This window comes from Calditrichota bacterium (assembly GCA_014359355.1).
GTDB lineage: Bacteria > Zhuqueibacterota > Zhuqueibacteria > JANLFK01 > Oleimicrobiaceae > Oleimicrobium.
In genome coordinates, this window is sequence record JACIZP010000371.1 from 1 (window position 1) to 21,605 (window position 21,605).

Genomic DNA, 21,605 nt, shown 5'->3' on the forward strand with positions numbered 1-21,605 from the left:
CATCATGACAGTGTGGGGCAGGGGTATTGTTGGTGGGATTTGCGGAACAAGGAGGGTTTGCCGGTGGCGTATGGGTTGTACCTGTATGTGGTGGAGACGCCGGAGGGCAGGACCCACCGGGGCAAGTTTGCCGTGGTGAGGTAGGGAGAGTCGCCTCTCGTGCGAGGGCCTCGGCGTCAGTGAGGCCGAGCGCGGGCTGGGGAAAATGCTCTTTCTTCAGGAGGGCACTGGCAATGAGAAAGGTGTGTCTGCTCCTCATACTGGGCGGTATTGCTTCCTTCGGCGCGGCCCAGGAAATCAGTCGCGTCGGCACCTCGGCGGCGCAATTCCTGAAGCTGGGCGCCGGAGCACGCGCAGCAGCGTTGGGGGATGCCTTTGTCGCCTTTTCCGGGGACGTGAGCAGCCTCTATTGGAACCCCGCAGGGGCCGCGGCCGTGCAACACCGTACCTTGCAGGTCTCCTATAACGATCTCTACCTCGATTTGCACTACGGTTTCGTGGGCTACATCGAGCCTTTGGGTCCATATGGCGCCCTCGGGGTACACGCCTGTTATCTGCACGCCGGCGATATTGAGATTACGACCCTGCAGCAGCCCAACGGGACCGGGGAATTCTACGGCGTACACAGCTTGGCCTTGGGCCTCAGCTACGCCCGCGCCCTCACTGACCGTTTGGCGGTCGGCATCACGGGCAAGTTTGTGCAGGAAGGCATCTACAATGAGACAGCGCATGCTCTGGCCTTCGACGGCGGCATGCAGTTCGCCACTGGATTGTTCGGCACCACCTTGGGGGTATGCCTGTCCAACTTTGGCGGGAAACTTCAGATGTACGGGGAAGACCTCTTGGTGGATGTGACCCCTGTGCCAGGCGAAGGCACTGGTGGCCAGTATCAGCTGCGTACGGAGAGGTGGCCCTTGCCGGCCGCGATCCGCTTGGGCGCGATGAGCGAACTGGTGGGCCCGGCCGGACAACTGCTGGCGCGCGCCGACCACAAGCTGCTGGTGGGCGCAGACCTGGTGGACGCCAATGACGCGCCCATCAGAGCCAATTTCGGTGCGGAGTACCTTTGGCGGCAGACGCTCGCCTTCCGCCTCGGCTATCATTACGGCTACGACACGCCGCGCCTCAGCTTGGGTGGCGGTCTGCTCTACCGCTTGAGCACCTGGACCCTGCAGTTCGACTATGCCTATGTCGACCATAAGGATCTGGGGGGCACAAACCGGTTCACTATGGGAGTGGCCTTTTGAAAAGCATGCGCACATGGCTGGTGTTGACGCTGCCGGTGGCGTTGGCCTTGGCGTGCGAGGAAAAGATCCCGGAAGGGCCGCCCCGGAGTGAGGTGCTGAAGGCTCACCTCCGCACCACGCTCGGGCAGACCGCTTTCCCGCAGCCGCCGGACTTTGAAGACCGCTATAAAATGGATAAAGTGCCTGCGGAGGAGATGGAACTGCTCAGGCAATGGCAGATCTTCTTCCGCATAGCCGTAGAAAACGTGTTCGACGAAACCATCGATGGCACCAAGTGGATAAAGGTCACCTTGCGCATCTGGCCACGCGACGGAGGGGGGTGGAGTAAGACGCTCACCTATGCGGATACCACCGGCAACGAGAGCCTGGTCATTCACCCTGGATACACCTACGTGCTGTTCACGGAAGATAAGCTCATCTGGGACCAGACGGACGAGCACGGTAAGTCCATCCATCGGTATGAGCCCTATCAGCTGACTATCATCCTCAGCAGGATGGTGGACCGCATAATGTACGATCCAGAGACGCGAGAGAAAAAGGTCGTGCCGTGGATCTATTGCCGCACCCTCCGCACCGTGACCCTGGACTCACTGGTCGCCTTCGACCCGCCGGTGGCAGTGAGGGCCAAGGCCAGTGTGCAGCTTTTCCGCGAATTCCCGGCCATCGAGACCGACGAACTGGAGGTGAGGATCTTCTACCTGTTTCCCCACGGCATGACGCCGAAGTACTCCTGTGCCGAGGGGCCGGCTTCGGCAGGAGGATGAGATGCGCAGACTTTGCCTCTTGCTTGCAACGCTGCTGGTGCTCCCGGGAGCCCGGCTTCTTGCAGGGACCACTGGGACACTCACCGGCACGGTGGTGGACAAGACTACCAAGGAACCCCTCGTGGGGGTCAACGTGGTCCTGGTGGGCACGCGCTATGGCGCGGCTACCAACAGCGAAGGCCGTTTCTTCGTCTATCACCTGCCCGCGGGGACTTATGCCGTGCGGGTGAGCATGATCGGCTATGTGCCCTGCGAGGTGCGTGACGTGCGCATCATCATGGACCTGAAGACGACGCTTGAGGTGGAGCTTGAACCGCAAGTCCTTGACCTCGGCCAGGTGATTGTGGCTACGGCCGAGCGGCCCCTCATTCAGCGGGACGTGACCGGGAGCACGCACCTGGTGGCCGGCTCCAAGTTAGACGACCTGCCGGTGGACTCTTTCCGTGACCTGCTCATGCTGCAGCCGGGCGTGACCGCTGACGGACACATCCGCGGCGGCAGGGACACCGAGGTGCTCTACCTTGTCGACGGCCTGCCCATTCAGGACGCCATGATGGGCGGCCAGAGTAGCGACTTGCCCAACGCCTCGGTAGTTGAGCTGACCGTGCAGACGGGCGGATTCAACGCCGAGTACGGCAACGCCATGTCCGGCATCGTGAACGTCGTCACCAAGAGCGGGAGCGATCATTTTCAGGCCTGGCTGCGCGCGCTGGACGACCGTCTGGGCATCGAGGAATCCAACCATTTGCGCGAGTATGAGGTATTGGCCTCCGGCCCCCTGAAGAGGGAGCGCGCAACTTATTTCGTCAGTTCCAACCTGCGCCTGTCAGACACGCGTTGGTGGCAGGACATGGTGCCGGTATTTGGCTCGCCCATCGAGAAGAACCTCAACTTAGTCGCGAAGGTGAATGCCGACGTGACCCGTGATCTGCGCACCGTCTGCCAGCTTCTCTACTCGGACTGGGATTGGCACGACTACGAATACCGTTGGCGGTACAACCTGGCTGGCCTTCCCCCGCGCTGGAAGCAGTCCTATCGCGTCAGCGCCACCCTGACCCACACGCCTAAGAAGTGGCTTTTCTACACCCTGAACTTGGGACGCTATTTCGTGCACCATCGCATGGGGCAGGGGGACAAGAGCCAGGTGGACCCGTCGCAGGCATTTCAGTACGAGCTACCATGGTACTACTTCATCATCTCCGGCAGACGACTCTGGTGGCAGGAGGCGCGGCAGACGACCTATGTGGCAAAAGCCGACCTCACCGCGCAGCTCGGGGAAATTCACCAGGTCAAATGTGGGGGCGAGCTGCAGTACTTTGACTTGTACAACGACTTGGTTAAGTATGAACCGCAAAAGACCTTCTGGGGTCGTCCGCTGATTGACCGCCCGCTCTTGAATTTCAGCAGCACGTATCGCTATCGGCCGTGGCAGGCGGCCCTTTATGCACAGGACAAGATCGACAATGGCCTCTTTGTGGCCAACATCGGCCTGCGCTACGACGTGCTCAATCCCCGCGCCGAACGCCCGGTGGTCGAATGGATTCCGGTCACGCAGGAGGAGTTTCGCCAGGAGGTGAAGGCCTGGGTCCCTGCTTCGCTCAAGCACCAGCTCTCGCCGCGCCTTGGCCTTTCTTTTCCGGTGGGCAGCTCGGGGTTTTTCTTCGTCAACTTTGGCTACTTCTTTCAGGTGCCACTCTTCGACTATATGTACACTGGCCTTCATTTTGACCTGAAAAAGGGGATTCGCCTTCTGTACGGCAATCCCGACCTGAAGCCAGAACGCACCAAGGCCTACGAGTTTAGCTACAAGCACACCCTGTGGCAGGACGTGCTCGTGTCACTGACCTATTTCCAGAAGGAGATGAGCGGGTTGGTGGACACCAAGACCTTCCTGGCCACCGATTCCAAAGCAGAAGACGATGGATTCACGCAGTATGTGAATCTGCCTGCGGCCCGCTCTTCCGGCCTGGAGGTGGTCGCAGAAAAGCGCTACAGTGCCTATTGTTCCGGCAAGGTTAGCTACACTTACATGCTGGCACGCGGCTACAGCGGGAACGCGCAGCAGGGGCTGAACTACTTCATGTGGGGCTTCGAGGTTCCCAATCAGGAGTACTATCTGAGCTGGGACCAGCGGCACACGCTGGTGGTGGAGGGATTTGTGGGCAAACCGCGCCGCTGGGGTGTCAATGTCGTCTGGCGCTGGAACTCGCCGCGCCCGTACACCTACTACCCCTCGCGCACCGGCATCCTGCCGGACCTCACCACGAAACTCATCCCCAACAACAGGCGGATGAGCAAAGTCGCCTACCTCGACGTCAAGTTCTCCACAGACCTGCGTCTGGCTGGGTGGGTGACTTTGAGTTGCTATCTGGACGTGCGCAACATTTTAGACCGCGCCAACATCCTGTGGGTGGCCTCCGATGGCAAGCCGGGCGGCGAGCTGGGCGACCCTTCCGCCTGGGATGTTGGCCGGCGCGTCAATCTCGGCGTGCGCCTGGTGTTCGGGACACAGGGATAGGTGGCGGGGCCATAGGAGCGCTGGAGGGGCAGTGGCACTGCGCCACGCGTCAACGACGAACCGCCGACGTGCTCACATGGGGTTGGATGTTGGCCACAATGGCCCTCTCGGTGCCGTTCTGTGAGAAGGCTCCCAGCAGGAGAGTTCCGGCTGGCACGTTGGCACAGTGTGTTCAGTGGTGGTGCCTGCCGCACGCAGTTTGTTGCTAGTCGTGAGATAGTCGCATTGGCTGCGCGAAGCAGGCGCCGCTCTATCTTTGCAGCCAGGCCATAAACTCCTCCAGAGCCAGGCAGTTCAGCACATCCTGCGGTTCCAGCCAGCCGCGACGAGCCGTTGCCACCCCGTAGGCCATCCACTCCAAGTTACCCGTTCGATGCGCGTCGGTGGAAATAGCGACCTTGACCCCCTTCTCCTTTGCCTTGCGACAGTTGAGGTCGGAAAGGTCTAGCCGCTCCGGATAGGCGTTCAGTTCCAATACCTTGTTGCAGGCGCGGCAGGCCTCGATGAGGGCATCCACGTCCACTTGGTACGCCTCTCGCCGTCCGATCAGCCTGCCGGTGGGATGGGCGATGATGTCCACCACCGGGTTTTCGATGGCGCGCACGATGCGCCGAGTCATCTCCTCTGCGCTCAGATTGAAGCGGGTGTGGACGGCGGCCACCACAATGTCCAATCGGGCCAGGAGGTCATCCGGCAGGTCAAGCGTGCCGTCCGGCTTGATGTCCACCTCGATGCCCTTGAGGATGCGGAAGGGATTTCCTGCGGCGGCCAGGCGTTGGTTGAGGCTGTCGATTTCGGCCATTTGCGCCAGCAGGCGCTCTGGTGTCAGGCCGTTGGTGATGCCCACGGTGGGCGAGTGGTCACACACGGCGAGGTACGTGTAGCCCTTCGCCTGGGCAGCTGCGGCCATGTCGGCAATCGTGTCCGCCCCGTCGGTCCAATTGGTGTGGACGTGGAGGTCGCCGCGCAGGTCCTGGTGACTCACCAGATGGGGCAGACGTCCCTGCGCGGCCGCCTCGATCTCGCCCTGGTCTTCGCGCAGCTCCGGAGGTATCCATGGCAGGCCCACAGCGGCGAACACCTCCTCTTCGCTTGCCCCTCCCACCAGCTCTTCGCCCTTGAACACGCCGTACTCGTTGATCTTCAGTCCCCTGTCCACGCCCAAAGAGCGGATGTGGATGTTGTGCGCCTTGGAACCGGTGAAGTAGTGCTGCGCCGCACCAAAGCTTTCGGGCGGCACCACGCGCAAGTCCACTTGAAAGCCATCCTTGGTCAGGACGCTGGACTTGGTGCTTCCTTTGCTCAGCACCTTCTCGACCTGAGGCAGGTGGGTGAAGGCTTCCATGACCGGCTCAGGTTGGGAGGAGGCCACGAGAACGTCCACGTCGGCCACCGTCTCCTTCATGCGCCGCAGGGAGCCGGCAAGCGAGGCCTGCTGCACCTCGTTGACTTGCTGCAGGCTCTCCACGATGGCCTTTGCCTGGGGTAAAACATAGCCGAGGGGCAGACGCTCCTGGAACCTGAGAACCTGTTGAATGCCTTCCAAGATTTTTTGCTCGGACTTTTCTCCCAAGCCAGGAAGGCCGCGCAGTTTTCCCTGCTCGGCAGCTTCCTTGAGCTGCTCGATGGTGCTGACACCCAACTCATCGTAGACCAAGCGCACATGCTTGGGCCCCATGCCGGGGATGCGCAGTAGGTCGGTGAGCTTGGCGTAGGGCGACTGTTTGAGCTCTTCGTAGTAGCGGAGCGTGCCAGTGGTCAGCAGCTCGTGAATCTTTTTGGCGATTGCCTCGCCGATGCCCGGCAGCTCGCGGAGTTGTGCCGGGTCGCTCATGGTGCTCACTTCGTAGGTGAGTCCGTCAAGTGTTTGCGCAGCGCGGACGTAGGCGCGGACCTTGAAGGGGTTTTCCCCCTGAATGTCGAGGATGTCGGCAATGTGCAACAGGATCCGCGCGATCTCCTGATTGGTCATAGCCACCTCCTGGTGCCAGGCCAGCCCTCTCTCGGCCTTGGCGCGCGGTGTTCGCCTGTTTGGCCCCAGCTAAAGCGTGGCCTGGCGATGTATTATTCGCCCCGAGGGGGCAAAGCCACTTGTGCCAAGTAGACGGCGGTCTTCTCCTCGTGGGATGAATAGTAGCTGACCCAGAGCCTCTTCTTGTGCCAGACCAGTCCCGGGTAGCTGGTATCGCCGCCGGAGGGGAGCGTCAGGAACTCTTCCAACGTGCCCCGCTGCGGGTCGATCCAGCAGAGGGCAGTGCGCATGCGCTCGTCATAAAGGCGCACGGCAGCCAGCAGGCGTCCGTCAGGGAGGCGCACCATGCAAGGCCCGCCGATGCGCACGCCGAGCGGCAACCAGCGCCACTGAGTGTACGGCGGCCCGGCGACGCCCAGCAGCCCCTGTTCTGGGTCGCGCCGCAGCAGGCAGAGCATGGTGTCGCCGTCGACGAAAACGAGCGACGACTCGTTGGCGTAGTCGAGGTCGTAGACTCTGGCCACCAACGTCGTAAACGTTCTGCCATCGTGGCTCAGGTACAATCTGGTGTTGTGCTCTGGGCCGCACGAGTAGCCAATGCCATAGCAAGTGTCGTTGTGCCAGGTCACCCGCCACAGCCAGTAGTTAGGGTCCGCGACCTCTGTCGGACCGCTCCAGTGGTGCCCGTCGCGAGAGAACCAGACGAGCGACGCGAAACTCGCCGGCTCTGTCCCGCGTCGCGCGCCCGCGATGAGCATGAGCGACCCATCGGGCGTGACGGAGAATTTGCCATCGCGGAGGTCTGCCTCCGGTACGTTCAGCAAGGCCGCAGGACGCCAGCGGCGGGCGTTCTTGGAGTGGAGGACGCGCAGGACACCGTCAAAAGAGATGTGGTCTTGCCCTTCTCGGCAGAGGCAGAACCACTGGCCGCGGAAGCGAATGAGGTCCGTGAACGCGTTGTGCGGCGCTTTGTCCCAGATGCGCTCTACGCGGAGCAATTGCGCCCCGGCTTGCGGCTCAGACCCTTTTGGGTGACATCCCAAGACAAGGAAACACAAAGCTGCGGCGGCGACCAGGGGGGAACGAAAGAGCCGCGTCATTGCACCTCCGGACTTGCTTCAGTGATGAACTCGCCTAGTTCGTAGAGCCGACCTCTGCGCAATATTATGCATTCTGCGGCTGAAAATCAAGAGAAATGGCCGGGCAACGGACCCTGGCGAGGCAAAAAGGTGTTGACAATGTTGCTGTAATGGCGTATCTTTTCAGCGAAGACATCGCAGAGGCAGCGGTGATGTATGTGGAGGGGCGTGATCGGCATGCGGTCTCTGGTCAGCATCAGCCTTCTGCTGGTGGCGGTGGGTGCGGTGGCTGGGCAGTCCCTTCCTGGCACTCCTGAGCTTCGCCTGCTCTTTGCCTTTGGCAGCGAAGGCGACCAACCTGGACAGTTCCGCAATCCCATGGGCATTGCCGTCGACCTGGAGGGCAACGTCTACGTCGCCGACACCGGCAATAATCGCATCCAGAAGTTCGATGGCAACGGTCGCTTCCTGAAGCAGATCGGTGGCTTTGGTTGGGGGCGCGAGCAGTTCGACCGTCCGGTGGACATTTGCGCTTCCGCCGGCCTCGACGTGTTTGTGGCTGACTACAACAACGAGCGCATCGAACGCTATGACAGCCACCTCAACTACATCTCCTCCTACTACCCAGATGAGAGCCAGGACGAAACGCTCCGCTTCGGTTTTCCGCTGAGCGTGGCCCTGTCGCGACATGGTGAGCTTTTTCTCGTCGATGGCGAGAACAGGCGGTTGCTGAAGATCAACTCCTTCGGTGTGCCGGAGTTGAGTTTTGGGGATTTCCGCTGGGCACAGGGCAGACTGGAACGACCGGCCCAAGTCGCGCTGAGCGCCAAGGATCTGGTGTACGTGGTTGACGCCGGTGGCGGGTGCGTGCTCGTGTACGACTACTCCGGCAACTTTATCCGCAAGCTCGGTGCGGAGCTGCTCCGTGCTCCGACAGGCGTGAGCGTCGATAGCCACGGATGCATCTGGGTGGCGGATACCGGGAACGACCGCATCCTCGCCTTCTCTCCGGAAGGGCGCCTCCTCGGCCAGTGGGGGGCGCACGGCGACAAATTGGGCGCCTTCAAGCGACCCACCGACGTGGCAATAGGCGCCGGACGGGTGTACGTGTTGGATGGGGGCAACTGTCGGGTGCAGGTCTTTGAACTCTCTGGCCAATAGTAGGCGCGCCTTTTCTCCTCGAGAACTGGGCAAGAAGAGCTGCTCCGCCCTGGCCTGTGCTCTGCTATTGCTGGGAGCGGCATTAGGGCAGAGCCGAGCGCAACTGCCCCGCCTGCAGGGCATAAGCCTCTATGAAAAGGACGTGCTGCTAGTTGCGGATGGCACGCAACTGGCCATTCGCCTTCCCGATAGCCTGCTGGTGCCGGGCACCGACAGCGTGTGGCTCGACGGCCGGCCGTTGCAGCGAGCTACCGACTACCAGATCGACTACGGCCCAGGGATCCTTTACCTGAGGCAACTTCCTGCTCCGAATGCCCAGATCCGCCTCGTGTACCAGCGCTTCCCCTTTGAGCTGCCACGCATCTATCGACGACGCCCTCTTCTTCGCCTCCCTGCCGACACCTCCTCCGCGCCATTACCCCAAGGGTTGGTCGCCCCTGCTGCGCCGCCTCAGATGTACGGCGCCGACCTACAAAAGAGCGGCAGCATCGTGCGCGGCATTACCATCGGCTCCAACCGTGGACTCAAAGTCGACTCTGGTCTTCGTATGCAAGTGGCCGGCAGGGTGAGCGAAAACCTGGAGGTAGTGGCCTCCCTCACCGACCAGAACACGCCCATCCAGCCCGAGGGCAACACCCAGACCCTGCAGGAGATCGACAAAGTCTTTGTCGAGCTGAAAGGGCGTGACGTGCATGTGACCATGGGCGACTACTACCTGGAGCTCACCGGGACGGAGTTTGCCGGCTATGCGCGCAAGCTGCAGGGCGCGATGGCCACGGTTCGCCACGGCCCGGTGGCTGCAACCGCCTCAGGAGCCGTGTCCAGGGGACAATTCCGCACGCAGTATTTTCTTGGGCAAGAAGGATATCAGGGCCCCTACCAGCTCAAAGGGGAGCGGGGGCAGATTGACATCATCGTGCTGGCCGGCACCGAGAAGGTCTGGGTGGATGGCGAGCTGATGGTACGCGGGGAGACAAACGACTATGTCATCGACTACAGCACCGCGCAGATTACCTTCACCAGGCGGCGACTGATCACGGCCGACTCGCGCATCACTGTGGACTTTCAGTACTCCGACGAGCGCTTTCGCCGCAACATCTATGCGCTGCGCACCACGGCCAGCCCGTGGGCGGATAAGCTGCAGGTGGGGGTCAGCTACCTGCGCGAGGCGGACGACAAGGACAATCCACTGGACTTTTCCCTCACCGAGCGGCGGCTGGCCCTGCTCCGCGCTGCCGGCGATGACCCCGCAAAGGCAGTGGAGGACGGTGCCACCTACGTGGGACCTGGAAAAGGACGCTACCAGCTCGACGCCGCAGGCGTATTCCGCTACGTCGGACCCGACTCGGGTGCCTACAACGTCTCCTTTTCCGATGTAGGCGAGGGGAAGGGCGATTACGCCTACGAAGGTGGCGGTGTATACCGCTTTGTCGGTCACGGCGCAGGCCGCTATTCGCCTGTGGTGCTGCTGCCGGTGGCGCGCAGTCACGACCTGATCGGCGCAGACGTGAGCTTCTCGCCGCGGCCCTTCCTTAACGTGCGCGCCGAAGGAGCAATGAGCCGCTTTGATGCCAACAGCTACTCTGACCTTGATGACGGTGACAATCGCGGCCTCGCTTCCGCGGTGAGCATTGAGCTCAAGCCGGAGCGCCTGCGCCTTTTTGGCGCCGCACTGGGTACCGGGCAGCTCATGGCCCGCCTACGACGCGTGGATAGCCACTTCGCCGACATCGACCGTACCACAGCGGTGGAATACGAGCGGCGCTGGGACCTGCCGGACTCCCTCACGCGCCAGGAGCTGGTTCACGAGCTGGTGGGGCAGTACAGCCCAGGGACTGGCCTCGAGTTCCGCGGCGAGTATGGGGGCATTCGCAAAGGGTCTGGGTTCTCCGCAACCCGGTTGGAACTGCAGTCCAGCCTTGCAAGGCCACGCTTGCCGCGTGCCTCCTACCGCTTCGAGTTCATTGATCGCGAGCAGGCACCCCGGAACAAGGCGGGAACCTGGCTGAGGCAGCGTGGCAGCGTCGACTACCAGTGGTGGAAACTCAGGCCAATCTTGGGCTACGAAAACGAGGTCCGCAAGGAGCAGTTTGCGGATACGCTCAGCTCAGGTTTCCGCTTCGACGTCTACCAGGCGGGGTTGGAGCTGGTGAATCTGGGCAGAATGAGTGGTGCGGCAAAGTTCTCCTATCGGGACGACCGCGACTATCGGGGCGGGGTGTTCACGCCCAAGTCGGTGGCCACGACGCAGACATACCAGTGGTCGATGCAGCGTTGGCGGAGCCTTGCGGCAAGCGCCGAATTCACCCACCGCGAGCGCTCTTATGCCGATCCCCAGATAAGCGACCAGAGAACCGATTTGGCCGAGGTGAAGGCAACCTTCTCCCCGTGGCGGCAGGCCCTGAGCAGCGAGTGGCATTACCAGGTGGCCAACACCGCGGTCGCCAAGAAGGAGCGCGTCTACCTGAAGGTGAGCCCGGGCGACGGCAACTACCGGTTCGACGCGCAGCTCAACGAGTACGTGCCTGACCCCCTGGGTGACTATGTGCTGCGCACCTTCACCACCGACCAATTTGTGCCGGTTGTTGAACTGCGCACCAGCGCCAAAATACGGCTCGACCCCAGGCAGTTCTTTCCCAAAGGCATTGCCGAGGGGCGAAAACCAAGCGTGGGCGAACGTGTGCTTTCGGCGTTGGCTACAGAGACGTTGGTGCGCATCGAGGAAAAGAGCAGGGAGTCGGACTCGTGGCAGATCTACCGCCTCAACCTCGCCCGTTTTCAGAGAGACGAGACGACGATGTTCGGCCTGATGACCTTGCGCCAGGACCTCTACGTGCTGCAGAATAGCCGCAAGGCCTCTGTGCGTCTGCGATACCAGGGGCGGAAGGAGAAGAACAACCAGTACCTGGAGGGAGGCCAGGATCAGCGCTTGCAGGAGTGGGCGGCGCGAGTGACCTCCCAACTGAGCTCCAAGGTTGGTCTGCAGGTGGACGCAGCGCAAGAGCGGAATGCCCGTACCTTCCGCTTTGCCGGACGGCAAAATCGCGATGTTCGGTCGCGCGGAGTGACTGCTGCGCTCTCCTATCGGCCGAAGCCGATACTCGAGCTCGCGCTCAAAGCCAAGATGGCCTTGCAGAAGGATGTGGCCTTCACCCCGGCGACCAACGCGCGCTTTGCGGCGCTGCAACCCGCGGTGGTCTACTCCCTGCCGGGCAAGGGGCAGGTGCGCGCGGACATCGAGTGGGTGAACGTCGACGTGGACCAGGCCGGGCGTGCCATCCCCTATGAAATCGCCGAGGGGAATCAGCCAGGGACGACCCTGCGCTGGAACATCGCAGCAGAGTACCGCGTGAGCGACAATGTGCGGGCCTCGTTGACCTACTCGGGGCGCAGCGAGCCACAAAGGCCAGAGGCGGTGCACATCGCCAAGGCGGAGATGCGGGCCTTTTTCTGAGAAAAAGATGTCGCTCTGGAGAGACAAAGCCATCGTTTCGCTCGTCGCCGTGCTCCTCTGCATGGGCCTGTGGCGATCCCTGTCAGCCGATTCATCGGGGAACATCGGCCGGGAGGCAGCATTTGCAGATGAGGTCGCAGGGCCGAGGCAGACTGAAGGGAGGAGTCTGGAGGCCAGGGACGCCGGAAGCGCAGGCCGAGCAAAGGTGCTGTCGGTGCGGATTCTTGGCACCCACGCCGTCAGCGAGGAGCAGGCATTGCAGTGGGCCAACATCCGGCCAGGCGCACCTTGGGGAGCGCACGAGGCAGAGGAACGCAGCCGCGCCCTGCTGGAATCCTACCGGCGCGAAGGCTACCCCTGGGCGCGTGTCGACTCAATAGTCGCTCACTACAGCACCGACAGCAGCGGCGTGAAGGTGAGTTTTTGGATAGAAGAAGGCCCACTGGCGCGCATCGGCACCATCGCTATCAACGGCGTAGATGAGGAGTGGCACCGCCTGCTGCTGGCGCGCTTCGATAGTCGCCCTGGCAGACCCTTTGTCGAGGAGGTCCTCCGCCGCGACCTGCAGGAGGCTCTCAGCGAGTTCGAGAACCGCGGCTACCCATTTGCACAGCTGGTGCTGGATAGCCTCTCCCTGCGCGAAGAGGAAGAAAGCCGCCTGCTCGACATCTGCCTGAGTGCATTCTTAGGGCCACAAGTGCGCATCGACGAAGTCCGGGTGGTGGGAGCGACCACCACCAAGCGGCAGGTTATCGCCAGGGCCGCTGGCCTGAGGTCAGGACAGCTGTACAGCCAGCGAACGATGGAGCGCGTGCCAGCGCGCCTCAAAAGACTGCCATTCATCGAAAGCGCCGACCCGCCTGTGGCCTTTGTGGGCGAGCAGGGGACTGGCGGCGTACTGCTCACCGTGCGCGAGCGGAAGGCAAGCTCCATCGACGGCGTGCTCGGCTACAATCCCGGGGTAGGCACCGAGAAGGGCTACCTCACCGGCCTCTTGGACCTGTCTCTGGGCAACCTCTTTGGGACTGCCCGCGCACTCCAGGCACGCTGGCAGAAGCGCGATCAGAAGACCCAGGAGTTGCGCTTTTCCTACCGCGAACCATGGGTTCTGGGCTCCCCGCTGAGCCTGGGCTGCGCTTTCGAGCAACTGGTGCAGGACACCACCTACGTGCGGCGGGATCTCGCCCTCGAGCTCTCCTTGCCCCTAGCTGACCGGCTCACTGCTAAGGTCCAGCTTGGCCGAGGCGAGGTCCTACCGGATTCTTTGGCCACAGCGTTGCTGGGTATGCCGCGCAGCCGCTCTCTGACCGGCGCGCTTGGGGTGGAGTACGACACCCGCGACGACCTGCTCAACCCGCGTTCTGGGTTCTTCTACCAGACCGCCCTATCGGTCGACCGCAAGAAGCAGTTTGTCTCGCCGGACCAGCAGGCCCTGTACGGCGTGCCGCCCAGAGTGGACAACAGACGGGTGATAGTCGATGCGGAGCTCTACGTACAGCCCCTCCGCTATCAGGTCGTAGCCATTGCCGTGCATGGACGCCAGGTGACCAGCACTCAGGGCAGGATTCCGATAGAGGACCAGTTCCGCTTCGGCGGGGCGCGCACCCTGCGCGGCTACCGGGAACATGAGTTCCGCGGTAGCAAGGTGGCCTGGTCGAATGTGGAGTACCGCTACCTCTTGGGCAGAAGGTCACGCGCCTTTGTCTTCCTGGACGGCGGCTACTATTGGCGCGAAGATGCACACCAGACGAGCGAAGGTTACCGCATCGGCTACGGCTGTGGGGTGCGCATCGAGACCGGGCTGGGCATCGTCGGCGTGGACTTGGGCCTGGGCAAAGGCGATAGCCTCATGGAGACCAAGGTGCACGTGGGCCTGGTGAACGAGTTCTGAGTAGCTGCCTGCGGCGGCCCGAAGGGCGAGCCGCGCCAGCAGGGGCTCTGGGCCCCAGGCGCACGTCTACCGCGCCCTCGATTCTTGCCAGAGCAGCGGCGGCCGCGAGTGGTGCAGCAAACTCGGCCTCACGGCGGGTGAAGATTGTACGAAGGGAAGCGAATGCGAAACCTCCTGCACCTACCCCGCAGACGGGCGTTGCTCCTCTACGCCTTTGCTGACATCCTCTGTCTCGGCCTGGGAATGGGTGTGCCCATCTTCTGCATCGCGCTCGGTGTACCGGTTGGCTGGTACCTGGGTCGCCGGCTGGCGGCAAACTCCCTTCGCCTGGACCTGCTCCTTGACAAGATGTTTTTCTGGGCAGCAGTGACTTCGGCACTGACCTTCGTGTGCATGCTGGTGCTTTGGGGTCCACAGGCACTCAAGCTGAGGGCCACGGAGGCTGAGTTAGCCAACTTTGGCATCCCCATGATTCTCTATCGGCCTCGGGCGAGCTTTGTTGGCTGGCTGCTGCTCATGATCTTTGTTTCTCCTTTTCTGCAATTCCTGTGTACGCTCTTTGGTGCCCAGCTCGGCGTGCGCTGGCACATGAAAGCGTTGCGGCGGGAGGGCGACCCCGCTTGACGTAGGGGGGTAGCGGACGTGTAGTACCGACCGGGCCGAGCGCCCACGGCGGGTAAGAACTGTAGCAGGCGATTCTCCACTGCCCGAGGCAAACCCACCTTTGCTTTGCCGCCCACGCCCCGGTGCGCAGCCCAGGAGCTGGAGCCAGAGCCGGCGAGTGGCTGCTGGTGAGAGCGACGCCCGCAGACTCTTCGGGCTGCGGCAGGAGCCGCCGCAACGTACGGAGAGAACCCGGACTTCGCTGGGCCAGCCGCAATCTTCGCTCAACGGAGGCCTTGGCCATTGGCGAGGATTGCGATGACGGGCGAACTCACACAGCTGAACCACTACGGCTACTATCTGTTCCTCGGGCTGGGTGATTTTGACGTGCCACCAGTCCTCGGCCCCGAGTGGACTTCTACCTGGGACCTGCGCACCTGGCAAGAGCGCCTCGACCGCCTGGTGAGTCTGGGCACCAACACCCTCTTCGTCTACCTCATGGGCCATGCCCTGCCCTATGCGAGCGCCAGATTTCCAGAATGCGTGGATGTCCGGCACCCGAATGCCAAAGCTGAGTTTTTCCAGCAGGTGGTGAACTGGTGTGTTGACAGGGGTATTTTTCTCGTCGCCGTCTTTTCCACCACTGGGCATGCCGAGGGATACACCTCGCGCCACCCCGAGCTGGCCATCTGCGACCGAGAGGGTCACCCCCAGGTGCAATCGGGCATCATGTGCCATCACAAGGAAGGTGCGCGCAGGTATTGCCTCGGGGTGATCGAGGAGTGCCTCACACGGTATCGCGGCTTTGCCGGCGTGATTCTACATCCACCCGAATTTTGGCGCCCGTGCTTCTGCGACGCATGTCAGGAGGAATTCCGGGCGGCTCACGGGAAGAGCCTCCTTTCGGCCACCGACCAGGAGGCAAAGCGATTCTTCATGGCGACGAGCCTGCGCTTTCAACGCTCGGCCCTGGAAACCTCAATTCGCCGATACGTCCCTGAGGTGCGACTCTTCACTTTTCCCATCCCCTGGGTGTTTGAACAGGAGTTTGAGCAGATCGCCAAGGAAATCGACCTGCACACCGTCATTGTCGACTGGGACTATGACCTGCGCGAGGAGCGAATTCAGAGACTGCCTGCGCGACTGTGGCGGGAGCAGCAATTTGGTCACGAGGTCTGGTTCATGCCCACCTCAGGGTTTGCTTTCTCCAAGGAACGCAGCGCCAGTGAGCAGGCTGAACTGGTCCTGAAGCAGGTTGAGGCGGCATTGGCGGTCGGCATCAGGGACATTGTCTACTTCATGGGGCCTACCTGGTGGCCGACCGTGGAAGAAACCAGCTATTATCTTTGCAAAACGCGAGGGCCGAACAGAAAGGCGAAGGGCGGGTGAAGACGCAAGTCACCGACGAGTGTGCCAGAGGTGAGGCGATCGGCCAGCTGGGCAGGGCCCCGAACGCTGCGGCAGGAAGTGGAGCAATGCCCCGACCTCGCCAATGCCCCCCATTTGCCCCTTGATTTTCCTGCACCATATCGCTATATTTCAATGTCCGCAACTGATTGAGAAGATGGCGCGCTGCCGAAGTTGCAGTGCTTCTGCATAGAGATGGACCCTCAGCAGGCTGGAAATGATCTGTGCCAAGTAGGAGAGTTGCCCCCTCACGTACTTTGCACCCGCACGAAGAGCAAAGACGGCACCCGGAGGCCGCACGTTCCACCAAGTGCTTCTCGCGAATCTGGTCCTATGTCATCCTCACCCGTCCGCTGAATGTGTTGATCGGAGGGCTGTCCATCTTCGTAGGGGCGCTGGTGACGGGCACTATCCAGCCCTTGCGCCACGTGCTCATCGCCTGCGCGTCCGGTAGCCTGGTAGCTGCCGGTGCCAATGCCATCAACGACTATTTTGACCTGGAGATAGACCGGCGCAACAAGCCGTATCGGCCCCTGCCCGCGGGAAAAATCACGAGGCGCCAAGCCCAGGTGTTCGCTCTTGCGCTCCTTCTCCTGGGTAGCGTCCTTGGCGCAGCTATCGGCCCAGTCCCCCTGCTGGTGGCCACGTCCACGGCCACGCTCCTCTACGTGTACAGCTGGCGACTGAAGCGGACGGTGTTATGGGGCAACCTGGTGGTGAGCGCGGCCACTGCCTTAGCTTTCATCTACGGCGGACTGGCGGTGGGAAGGCCCGCGGCTGCGCTCATTCCGGCTGGTTTCGCGCTCCTCTTTCACCTCGGACGCGAGATTATCAAGGATGTGGAGGATATGCATGGGGACCGGCTGGAGGGCGCAATGACGCTGCCCATCCGCCACGGTCGGCGCACGGCATTGATGGTGGCCACTGCAGTGTACGCGCTGGTCGTGGTGGTGACGCCGCTGCCGTACCTCGGAGGCGTCTATGACCTCCCCTACCTCTTGGTGGTGGTCGCCGGGGTGGATACGGTGGTGGCGTACGTGGTGGTCCAGATGTGGCGGCAGCCAGACCCTTCGACTTTGCACCGCCTGAGCGAGCTTCTTAAGGCGGACATGTTCGTCGGGCTGGTGGCGATCTATGTGGGGCGCTGACTTTCAGGCGGGTCGTTTGGTGCCAGAGTCAGAGGTGAACCCGTGCGCGCAGTGTTACAGCGAGTGACCTCGGCATCCGTCGAGATAGATGGCACCGTCCGCGGATCTATCGGCAAAGGACTGGTGATCCTGGTAGGGGTGCGCAACGGCGACACCAGAGCGGATGCTGAATTCCTTGCGCAAAAGTGCGTCAATCTGCGTATATTTGCCGACCAGCAAGGCAAGTTCAATCTCTCTGCCTTGGACGTGGGCGCCGAGCTCTTGGCGATCTCGCAGTTCACGCTGTACGCCGACTGTCGGCGAGGGCGCCGTCCTGGGTTCACCGACGCGGCACCGCCGGAGGTTTCCAGACCTTTGTACGAACACTTCGTGCGCGCGTTGCGCGGGTACGGGCTGACGGTGGCCGAAGGGGTCTTCGGGGCCCACATGGTGGTGCACATCAACAATGACGGCCCGGTCACGGTGATTGTAGACACTCCTCCAGGCGAACAGTGACAGCGCAGGAACAGGGCGTGGCACCAGAGTTGCTATCTTTGCGGGACAGGCGGCTGATTCTCGCCTCTGCCTCGGCAAGGCGTGCTCAGCTCTTGCGCTTGCTGGGCCTGGAGTTTGACGTCGTTCCCAGTAGCATCGTCGAGGAAAACGGCGGCGTCCAGGATCCGGTGCGCCACGTGCGTGAGCTTGCCTTGGCCAAGGCGCGAGAAGTTGCGGCGCAGGTGGATTGCGGGCTGGTGATCGGCGCTGACACCGTTGTGGTGCTGGGTGGCCGCCTGCTCGGCAAACCGGCCGATGCAGATGAGGCGCGCGCCATGTTGGCCCTGCTCAGCGGGAAGACGCACGAGGTCTACACCGGCTTTGCGCTGGTGGAGAGGCCAAGCGGGCGTGAGCTGGTGGACCATGAGCTCACCAGAGTCCACTTCCGCGAGCTGAGCAAAGAAGAGATCGAGGCGTACGTGGCCACTGGCAGCCCACTGGACAAGGCGGGCGCTTACGGCATCCAAGATCTGAGCGCCATCTTCGTGGACCGCATCGAAGGGTGTTTCTATAACGTGGTTGGCTTCCCGCTGGCCAAGTTCTACCTGGCCTGCAGGGACTTTTGTCGGCAAAGGAGTGAAGCGTGACTGTTGATGAGACCGCCGGCGTCAAAGGGATTTGTCGGGCGATTGGTGATGAGCTGAAGCGGGCACGGGAGCGGAAGAAGGCGTCGCTGGCCGACGTGGCCAAGAAGACCAAAATCAATCCGAAATACCTGCAGAGCATCGAAGAGGGCGACTTCGGCTTTCTGCCGGAGCCATATGTGCGCGCCTTCATTCGCGCCTATGCCCAGGAGGTAGGCTTGGAGCCGTCGACCATGCTCAAACCGCTCGACCGTGTGCGGGAGCGACTCCAGGAGGCAAAGCCGGTTCTCCCTGTGCAGCACCCGTCAGGCGAATCGTGGGTCAAGTCCCTCCTGGCCAAGCTGAAGGCGCTGGTGAGCAGGCAGAAACATGCCGCGACGTTGGCGATGGGTGGCGCGGCCGTTATCCTCGCGCTCTCTGCCATCTACGCGCGCAACTACCACACGCTGTTTGGCAGCCGCACGAAGGCGGCGCAGTCCCCCGTGGGTCAGGTGGCGACCGGAGAGGAGGCTGCGACGGAACTTCGGCTCGACATGGAGGTGGTGGACAACACCTGGGTGCAGGTCGCGGCGGACGATAGCACACTCAGCGATGCCGCCTATGCCGTCGGCGAGCGCCGGAGTTGGCGCGCCCGCCATGGCTTCTCGCTCAAGGTAGCTGACGCCGGAGCCATCATGCTCACCCTCGATGGCAGACCACTGGGCCGCCTGGGTGAAAAGGGGGAGGAACTGGCTCTCCGCATCGACCGCACGGGCATCGTCGCCAGGACGGGCGTAGCAAGCAAGAGAAGCGTCAGCCCCGTCGACTTGGAGCAGTCCGCAGTGGAGCAGTATCGCGGCGGGCTGCGGAGGAGGGAATTATGAGGTGGAAACTGCTCCTGCTGGGCATGGTCCTCCTCGTGGCGGGCTGCGGCAAGAAGCAGGAGGGCCCCAAGATTCTCACTGGCTGGCTCACACAGGACAAACTCCTCATGGAAATGGACAACTACCGGGCTGACTTTGACAACTACCAGCCCAACGCAGAAGCAATAGCGGTTCTGCGGAGCTATGAGCACGACGTCGACCTGCTGGTCTTCCTGGGCACCTGGTGCCCGGATTGTGCCCGCGAGGTACCACGCTTCCTGAAGAGCATCTACGCTGCCGACAACCCCCGCCTGCATGTGAAGTTGCTGGCACTGGACCGCAGCAAGCGGGATCCCGGAGGCGTTGCCGAACGTTTTGCGATCGACCACGTGCCCACTTTCGTGGTGATGGTCGATGGCGTCGAGCTTGGGCGCGTCGTGGAGACGCCTTCGCTGACCATCGAGCAAGACATCGCCCTTCTTTTGTTGGGAAGGTCTGGTGCATGAGACGCGTTGAGCCCGGCGCTGACATCTACTTCATCGCCATCTGCGGCACAGCAATGGCCGCGTTGGCTGCCATGCTCAAGAAGCTCGGCTACCGGGTGCGCGGCTCGGACAAGGACGTCTACCCGCCCATGAGCACCTTCCTGGCGGCGCAGGGCATCCCCGTGTACGAGGGCTTTGACGCCGCCCATCTGGAGCCCGCCCCGGACCTGGTGGTCATAGGCAACGCCATGTCGCGTGGCAACCCCGAGGTGGAAGCCGTGTTGGAGCGCAAGCTCCACTATACCTCGATGCCTGAGGCTCTTAAGGAGTTTGTGCTGCGCGATCGCTATTCGGTGGTGGTCACCGGCACCCACGGCAAGACGACCACCAGCTCGATGATTGCCTGGGCCTTGGAATGCGCCGGCCGGGACCCTGGCTTTCTCATCGGCGGGGTGCCCTGTAACTTCCAGCAGGGCTTCAAGTATGGCTCGGGTCGGCACTTTGTCGTGGAAGGGGACGAGTACGACACCGCCTTTTTCGACAAGGGGCCCAAGTTCATGCACTATCTGCCCGACGTGGCAGTCATCAACAATATCGAGTTCGACCACGCGGACATCTACACCAGCTTGGACGAGATCAAGTTGGCCTTCCGCCGTTTCATCAACATCATCCCTCGCAACGGCCTGCTGGTAGCCGGTGCCGACGACCCGGTGGTGATGGAGCTGGCGCCGCGCGCGCTGTGTCCGGTGCACACCTTCGGCCTAAAAGAGGGCGCAGCCTGGCGCGCGGTGGACACCGCCTTCGCTGACGGGGGGACCCGCTTTGTCGCCTTGTACCAAGGGAAAAAAGAGGGAGAGTTCCACACGCAGCTGATGGGCACGCACAACGTGCGCAACGCACTGGCTGCTATTGCGACCTGCCGCTTCTTGGGCCTGAGCTGCCAGGAGATTGCCGCCGCGCTGGCCACCTTCCAGGGCGTCAGGAAGCGGCTGGAACTGCGGGCGGAGGTCAACGGTATCAAGATCTACGATGACTTTGCGCATCACCCCACGGCGATCAGGGAGACGCTCAGTGGGGTGCGTGCCTTGCAGCCTGGAGCGCGCATCTGGGCGCTGTACGAGCCACGGACCGCCACGGCGCGGCGCAAGGTGTTTCAGAAGGAGTTTGCGCAGAGCTTTGATGCCGCAGAACAGGTGGTGGTGGCGCCGGTGCATCGGCCGGACAAAGTGCGGCCGGAGGAGCTGTTCTCCGTGCCGGAACTGGTGGCCGACCTGCGGGCGGGGGGCAAGGATGCTCATCACTTCCCAGACGTGGACGCCATCGTGGCATTCGTGGCTGCCCACGCGCGTCCTGGCGATGTCATTGTGACCTTGAGTAACGGCGACTTTGAGGGCATTCACGACAAGCTAAAAACTGCTCTGGAGAGGAAGTACGGCGATGGGGCAAGGCAGCGGTGAGAAGAAGGGGGAGGGGAAACCACGTCCCAAGATGAGCAAAATCGACCGCATCCTGATCGAGGTGCAGCGCAACCTGCGTGACTCATGCGTTCCGGCGACGCTGAAAGACCTGACTGCGTTCGAACGCAAGCGCATCCATCGTTTCTTCGACGGCAACCCGGACTTTGCAACCAAGACCTACCGCAACGATGGCGACTATGTGCTCAAAGTCTTCCCGGTGGGGAACATTCGCAGGCTCGCCGAACAAAAGGCCGAAGAGGCACGGCAGAAGCAGTGCGTGGTGGCCTTGCCGCCCATGGGGAGTTTTGAACGCTTTGTGGTGCACAACGCGCTGAAGCAGTACACGGACTTGGAGACCACCAGCGTGGGCGAGGGCCCAGACCGCCACGTGGAAATCCGACCGGTGCGCTACGGCCGCGGCTTGAAGCGGATCATCAAGAGGATCAAACTGCTCTGACG

Annotated in this window: 17 protein-coding genes; 15 read left to right on the plus strand and 2 right to left on the minus strand. The window is 62.2% G+C overall.

Going from position 1 to position 21,605, the window contains the following annotated elements:
* The first annotated feature begins 233 nt into the window (after nt 1-233).
* From H5U38_15500 to H5U38_15510, 3 genes are read left to right on the plus strand one after another with little or no spacing between them, the layout of a single operon-like run.
* On the plus strand, nt 234-1,247 hold the full coding sequence (locus tag H5U38_15500; GenBank protein ID MBC7188430.1) for a PorV/PorQ family protein: 1,014 nt from the start codon (nt 234-236) through the stop codon (nt 1,245-1,247).
* Nucleotides 1,244-2,011, plus strand: coding sequence for a hypothetical protein (locus tag H5U38_15505; GenBank protein MBC7188431.1), 768 nt, complete (start codon nt 1,244-1,246; stop codon nt 2,009-2,011). The genes H5U38_15500 and H5U38_15505 overlap by 4 nt, the downstream gene beginning before the upstream one ends.
* 1 nt (nt 2,012) lies before the next feature.
* Entirely contained in the window at nt 2,013-4,529 is a 2,517-nt protein-coding gene (locus tag H5U38_15510; GenBank protein ID MBC7188432.1) for a TonB-dependent receptor, read from the plus strand.
* Between the two features lie 250 nt (nt 4,530-4,779).
* Here H5U38_15510 and polX read toward each other — a convergent pair whose 3' ends face one another.
* Nucleotides 4,780-6,501, minus strand: coding sequence for a DNA polymerase/3'-5' exonuclease PolX (polX, locus tag H5U38_15515; protein ID MBC7188433.1), 1,722 nt, complete (start codon nt 6,499-6,501; stop codon nt 4,780-4,782).
* A 92-nt stretch (nt 6,502-6,593) separates the two neighbouring features.
* The gene (locus tag H5U38_15520) at nt 6,594-7,499 is read right to left on the minus strand and encodes an exo-alpha-sialidase (GenBank protein ID MBC7188434.1); all 906 of its coding nucleotides are present in this window, start codon (nt 7,497-7,499) and stop codon (nt 6,594-6,596) included.
* Nucleotides 7,500-7,817: 318 nt separating this feature from the next.
* Here H5U38_15520 and H5U38_15525 point away from each other — a divergent pair, with 318 nt between their 5' ends.
* The 12 genes from H5U38_15525 to H5U38_15580 all read left to right on the plus strand — a co-directional run bounded on the left by H5U38_15525 (nt 7,818) and on the right by H5U38_15580 (nt 21,603).
* Entirely contained in the window at nt 7,818-8,741 is a 924-nt protein-coding gene (locus H5U38_15525; protein ID MBC7188435.1) for an NHL repeat-containing protein, read from the plus strand.
* Nucleotides 8,722-12,195, plus strand: a complete 3,474-nt coding sequence (locus H5U38_15530) for a hypothetical protein (GenBank protein ID MBC7188436.1) — start codon at nt 8,722-8,724, stop codon at nt 12,193-12,195. Before H5U38_15525 ends, H5U38_15530 begins: the two co-directional genes overlap by 20 nt.
* A 7-nt stretch (nt 12,196-12,202) precedes the next feature.
* Nucleotides 12,203-14,086 carry a BamA/TamA family outer membrane protein gene (locus H5U38_15535; GenBank protein ID MBC7188437.1) on the plus strand — a complete coding sequence of 628 codons (1,884 nt, stop codon included), beginning with the start codon at nt 12,203-12,205 and terminating at the stop codon, nt 14,084-14,086.
* A gap of 162 nt (nt 14,087-14,248) precedes the next feature.
* On the plus strand, nt 14,249-14,710 hold the full coding sequence (locus tag H5U38_15540) for a hypothetical protein (protein MBC7188438.1): 462 nt from the start codon (nt 14,249-14,251) through the stop codon (nt 14,708-14,710).
* Nucleotides 14,711-15,007: 297 nt separating this feature from the next.
* The gene (locus tag H5U38_15545; protein ID MBC7188439.1) at nt 15,008-16,078 is read left to right on the plus strand and encodes a hypothetical protein; all 1,071 of its coding nucleotides are present in this window, start codon (nt 15,008-15,010) and stop codon (nt 16,076-16,078) included.
* 242 nt (nt 16,079-16,320) lie between these two features.
* Nucleotides 16,321-17,244: a geranylgeranylglycerol-phosphate geranylgeranyltransferase gene (locus tag H5U38_15550; protein MBC7188440.1), complete on the plus strand. Its 924-nt coding sequence runs from the start codon at nt 16,321-16,323 to the stop codon at nt 17,242-17,244.
* Nucleotides 17,245-17,286: 42 nt separating this feature from the next.
* Nucleotides 17,287-17,739: a D-tyrosyl-tRNA(Tyr) deacylase gene (locus H5U38_15555; protein ID MBC7188441.1), complete on the plus strand. Its 453-nt coding sequence runs from the start codon at nt 17,287-17,289 to the stop codon at nt 17,737-17,739.
* 38 nt (nt 17,740-17,777) lie between these two features.
* Nucleotides 17,778-18,365, plus strand: a complete 588-nt coding sequence (gene maf, locus H5U38_15560) for a septum formation inhibitor Maf (GenBank protein ID MBC7188442.1) — start codon at nt 17,778-17,780, stop codon at nt 18,363-18,365.
* Nucleotides 18,362-19,225, plus strand: a complete 864-nt coding sequence (locus H5U38_15565; protein ID MBC7188443.1) for a DUF4115 domain-containing protein — start codon at nt 18,362-18,364, stop codon at nt 19,223-19,225. Before maf ends, H5U38_15565 begins: the two co-directional genes overlap by 4 nt.
* Nucleotides 19,222-19,710 (plus strand): thioredoxin family protein, encoded by a 489-nt coding sequence (locus tag H5U38_15570; protein MBC7188444.1) that lies wholly within the window; start codon nt 19,222-19,224, stop codon nt 19,708-19,710. Before H5U38_15565 ends, H5U38_15570 begins: the two co-directional genes overlap by 4 nt.
* A complete protein-coding gene (mpl, locus tag H5U38_15575; GenBank protein MBC7188445.1) occupies nt 19,707-21,146 on the plus strand; it encodes a UDP-N-acetylmuramate:L-alanyl-gamma-D-glutamyl-meso-diaminopimelate ligase in 1,440 nt (479 codons plus the stop codon). The genes H5U38_15570 and mpl overlap by 4 nt, the downstream gene beginning before the upstream one ends.
* A complete protein-coding gene (locus H5U38_15580) occupies nt 21,127-21,603 on the plus strand; it encodes a hypothetical protein (GenBank protein MBC7188446.1) in 477 nt (158 codons plus the stop codon). Before mpl ends, H5U38_15580 begins: the two co-directional genes overlap by 20 nt.
* The last annotated feature ends 2 nt before the right edge of the window (nt 21,604-21,605 follow it).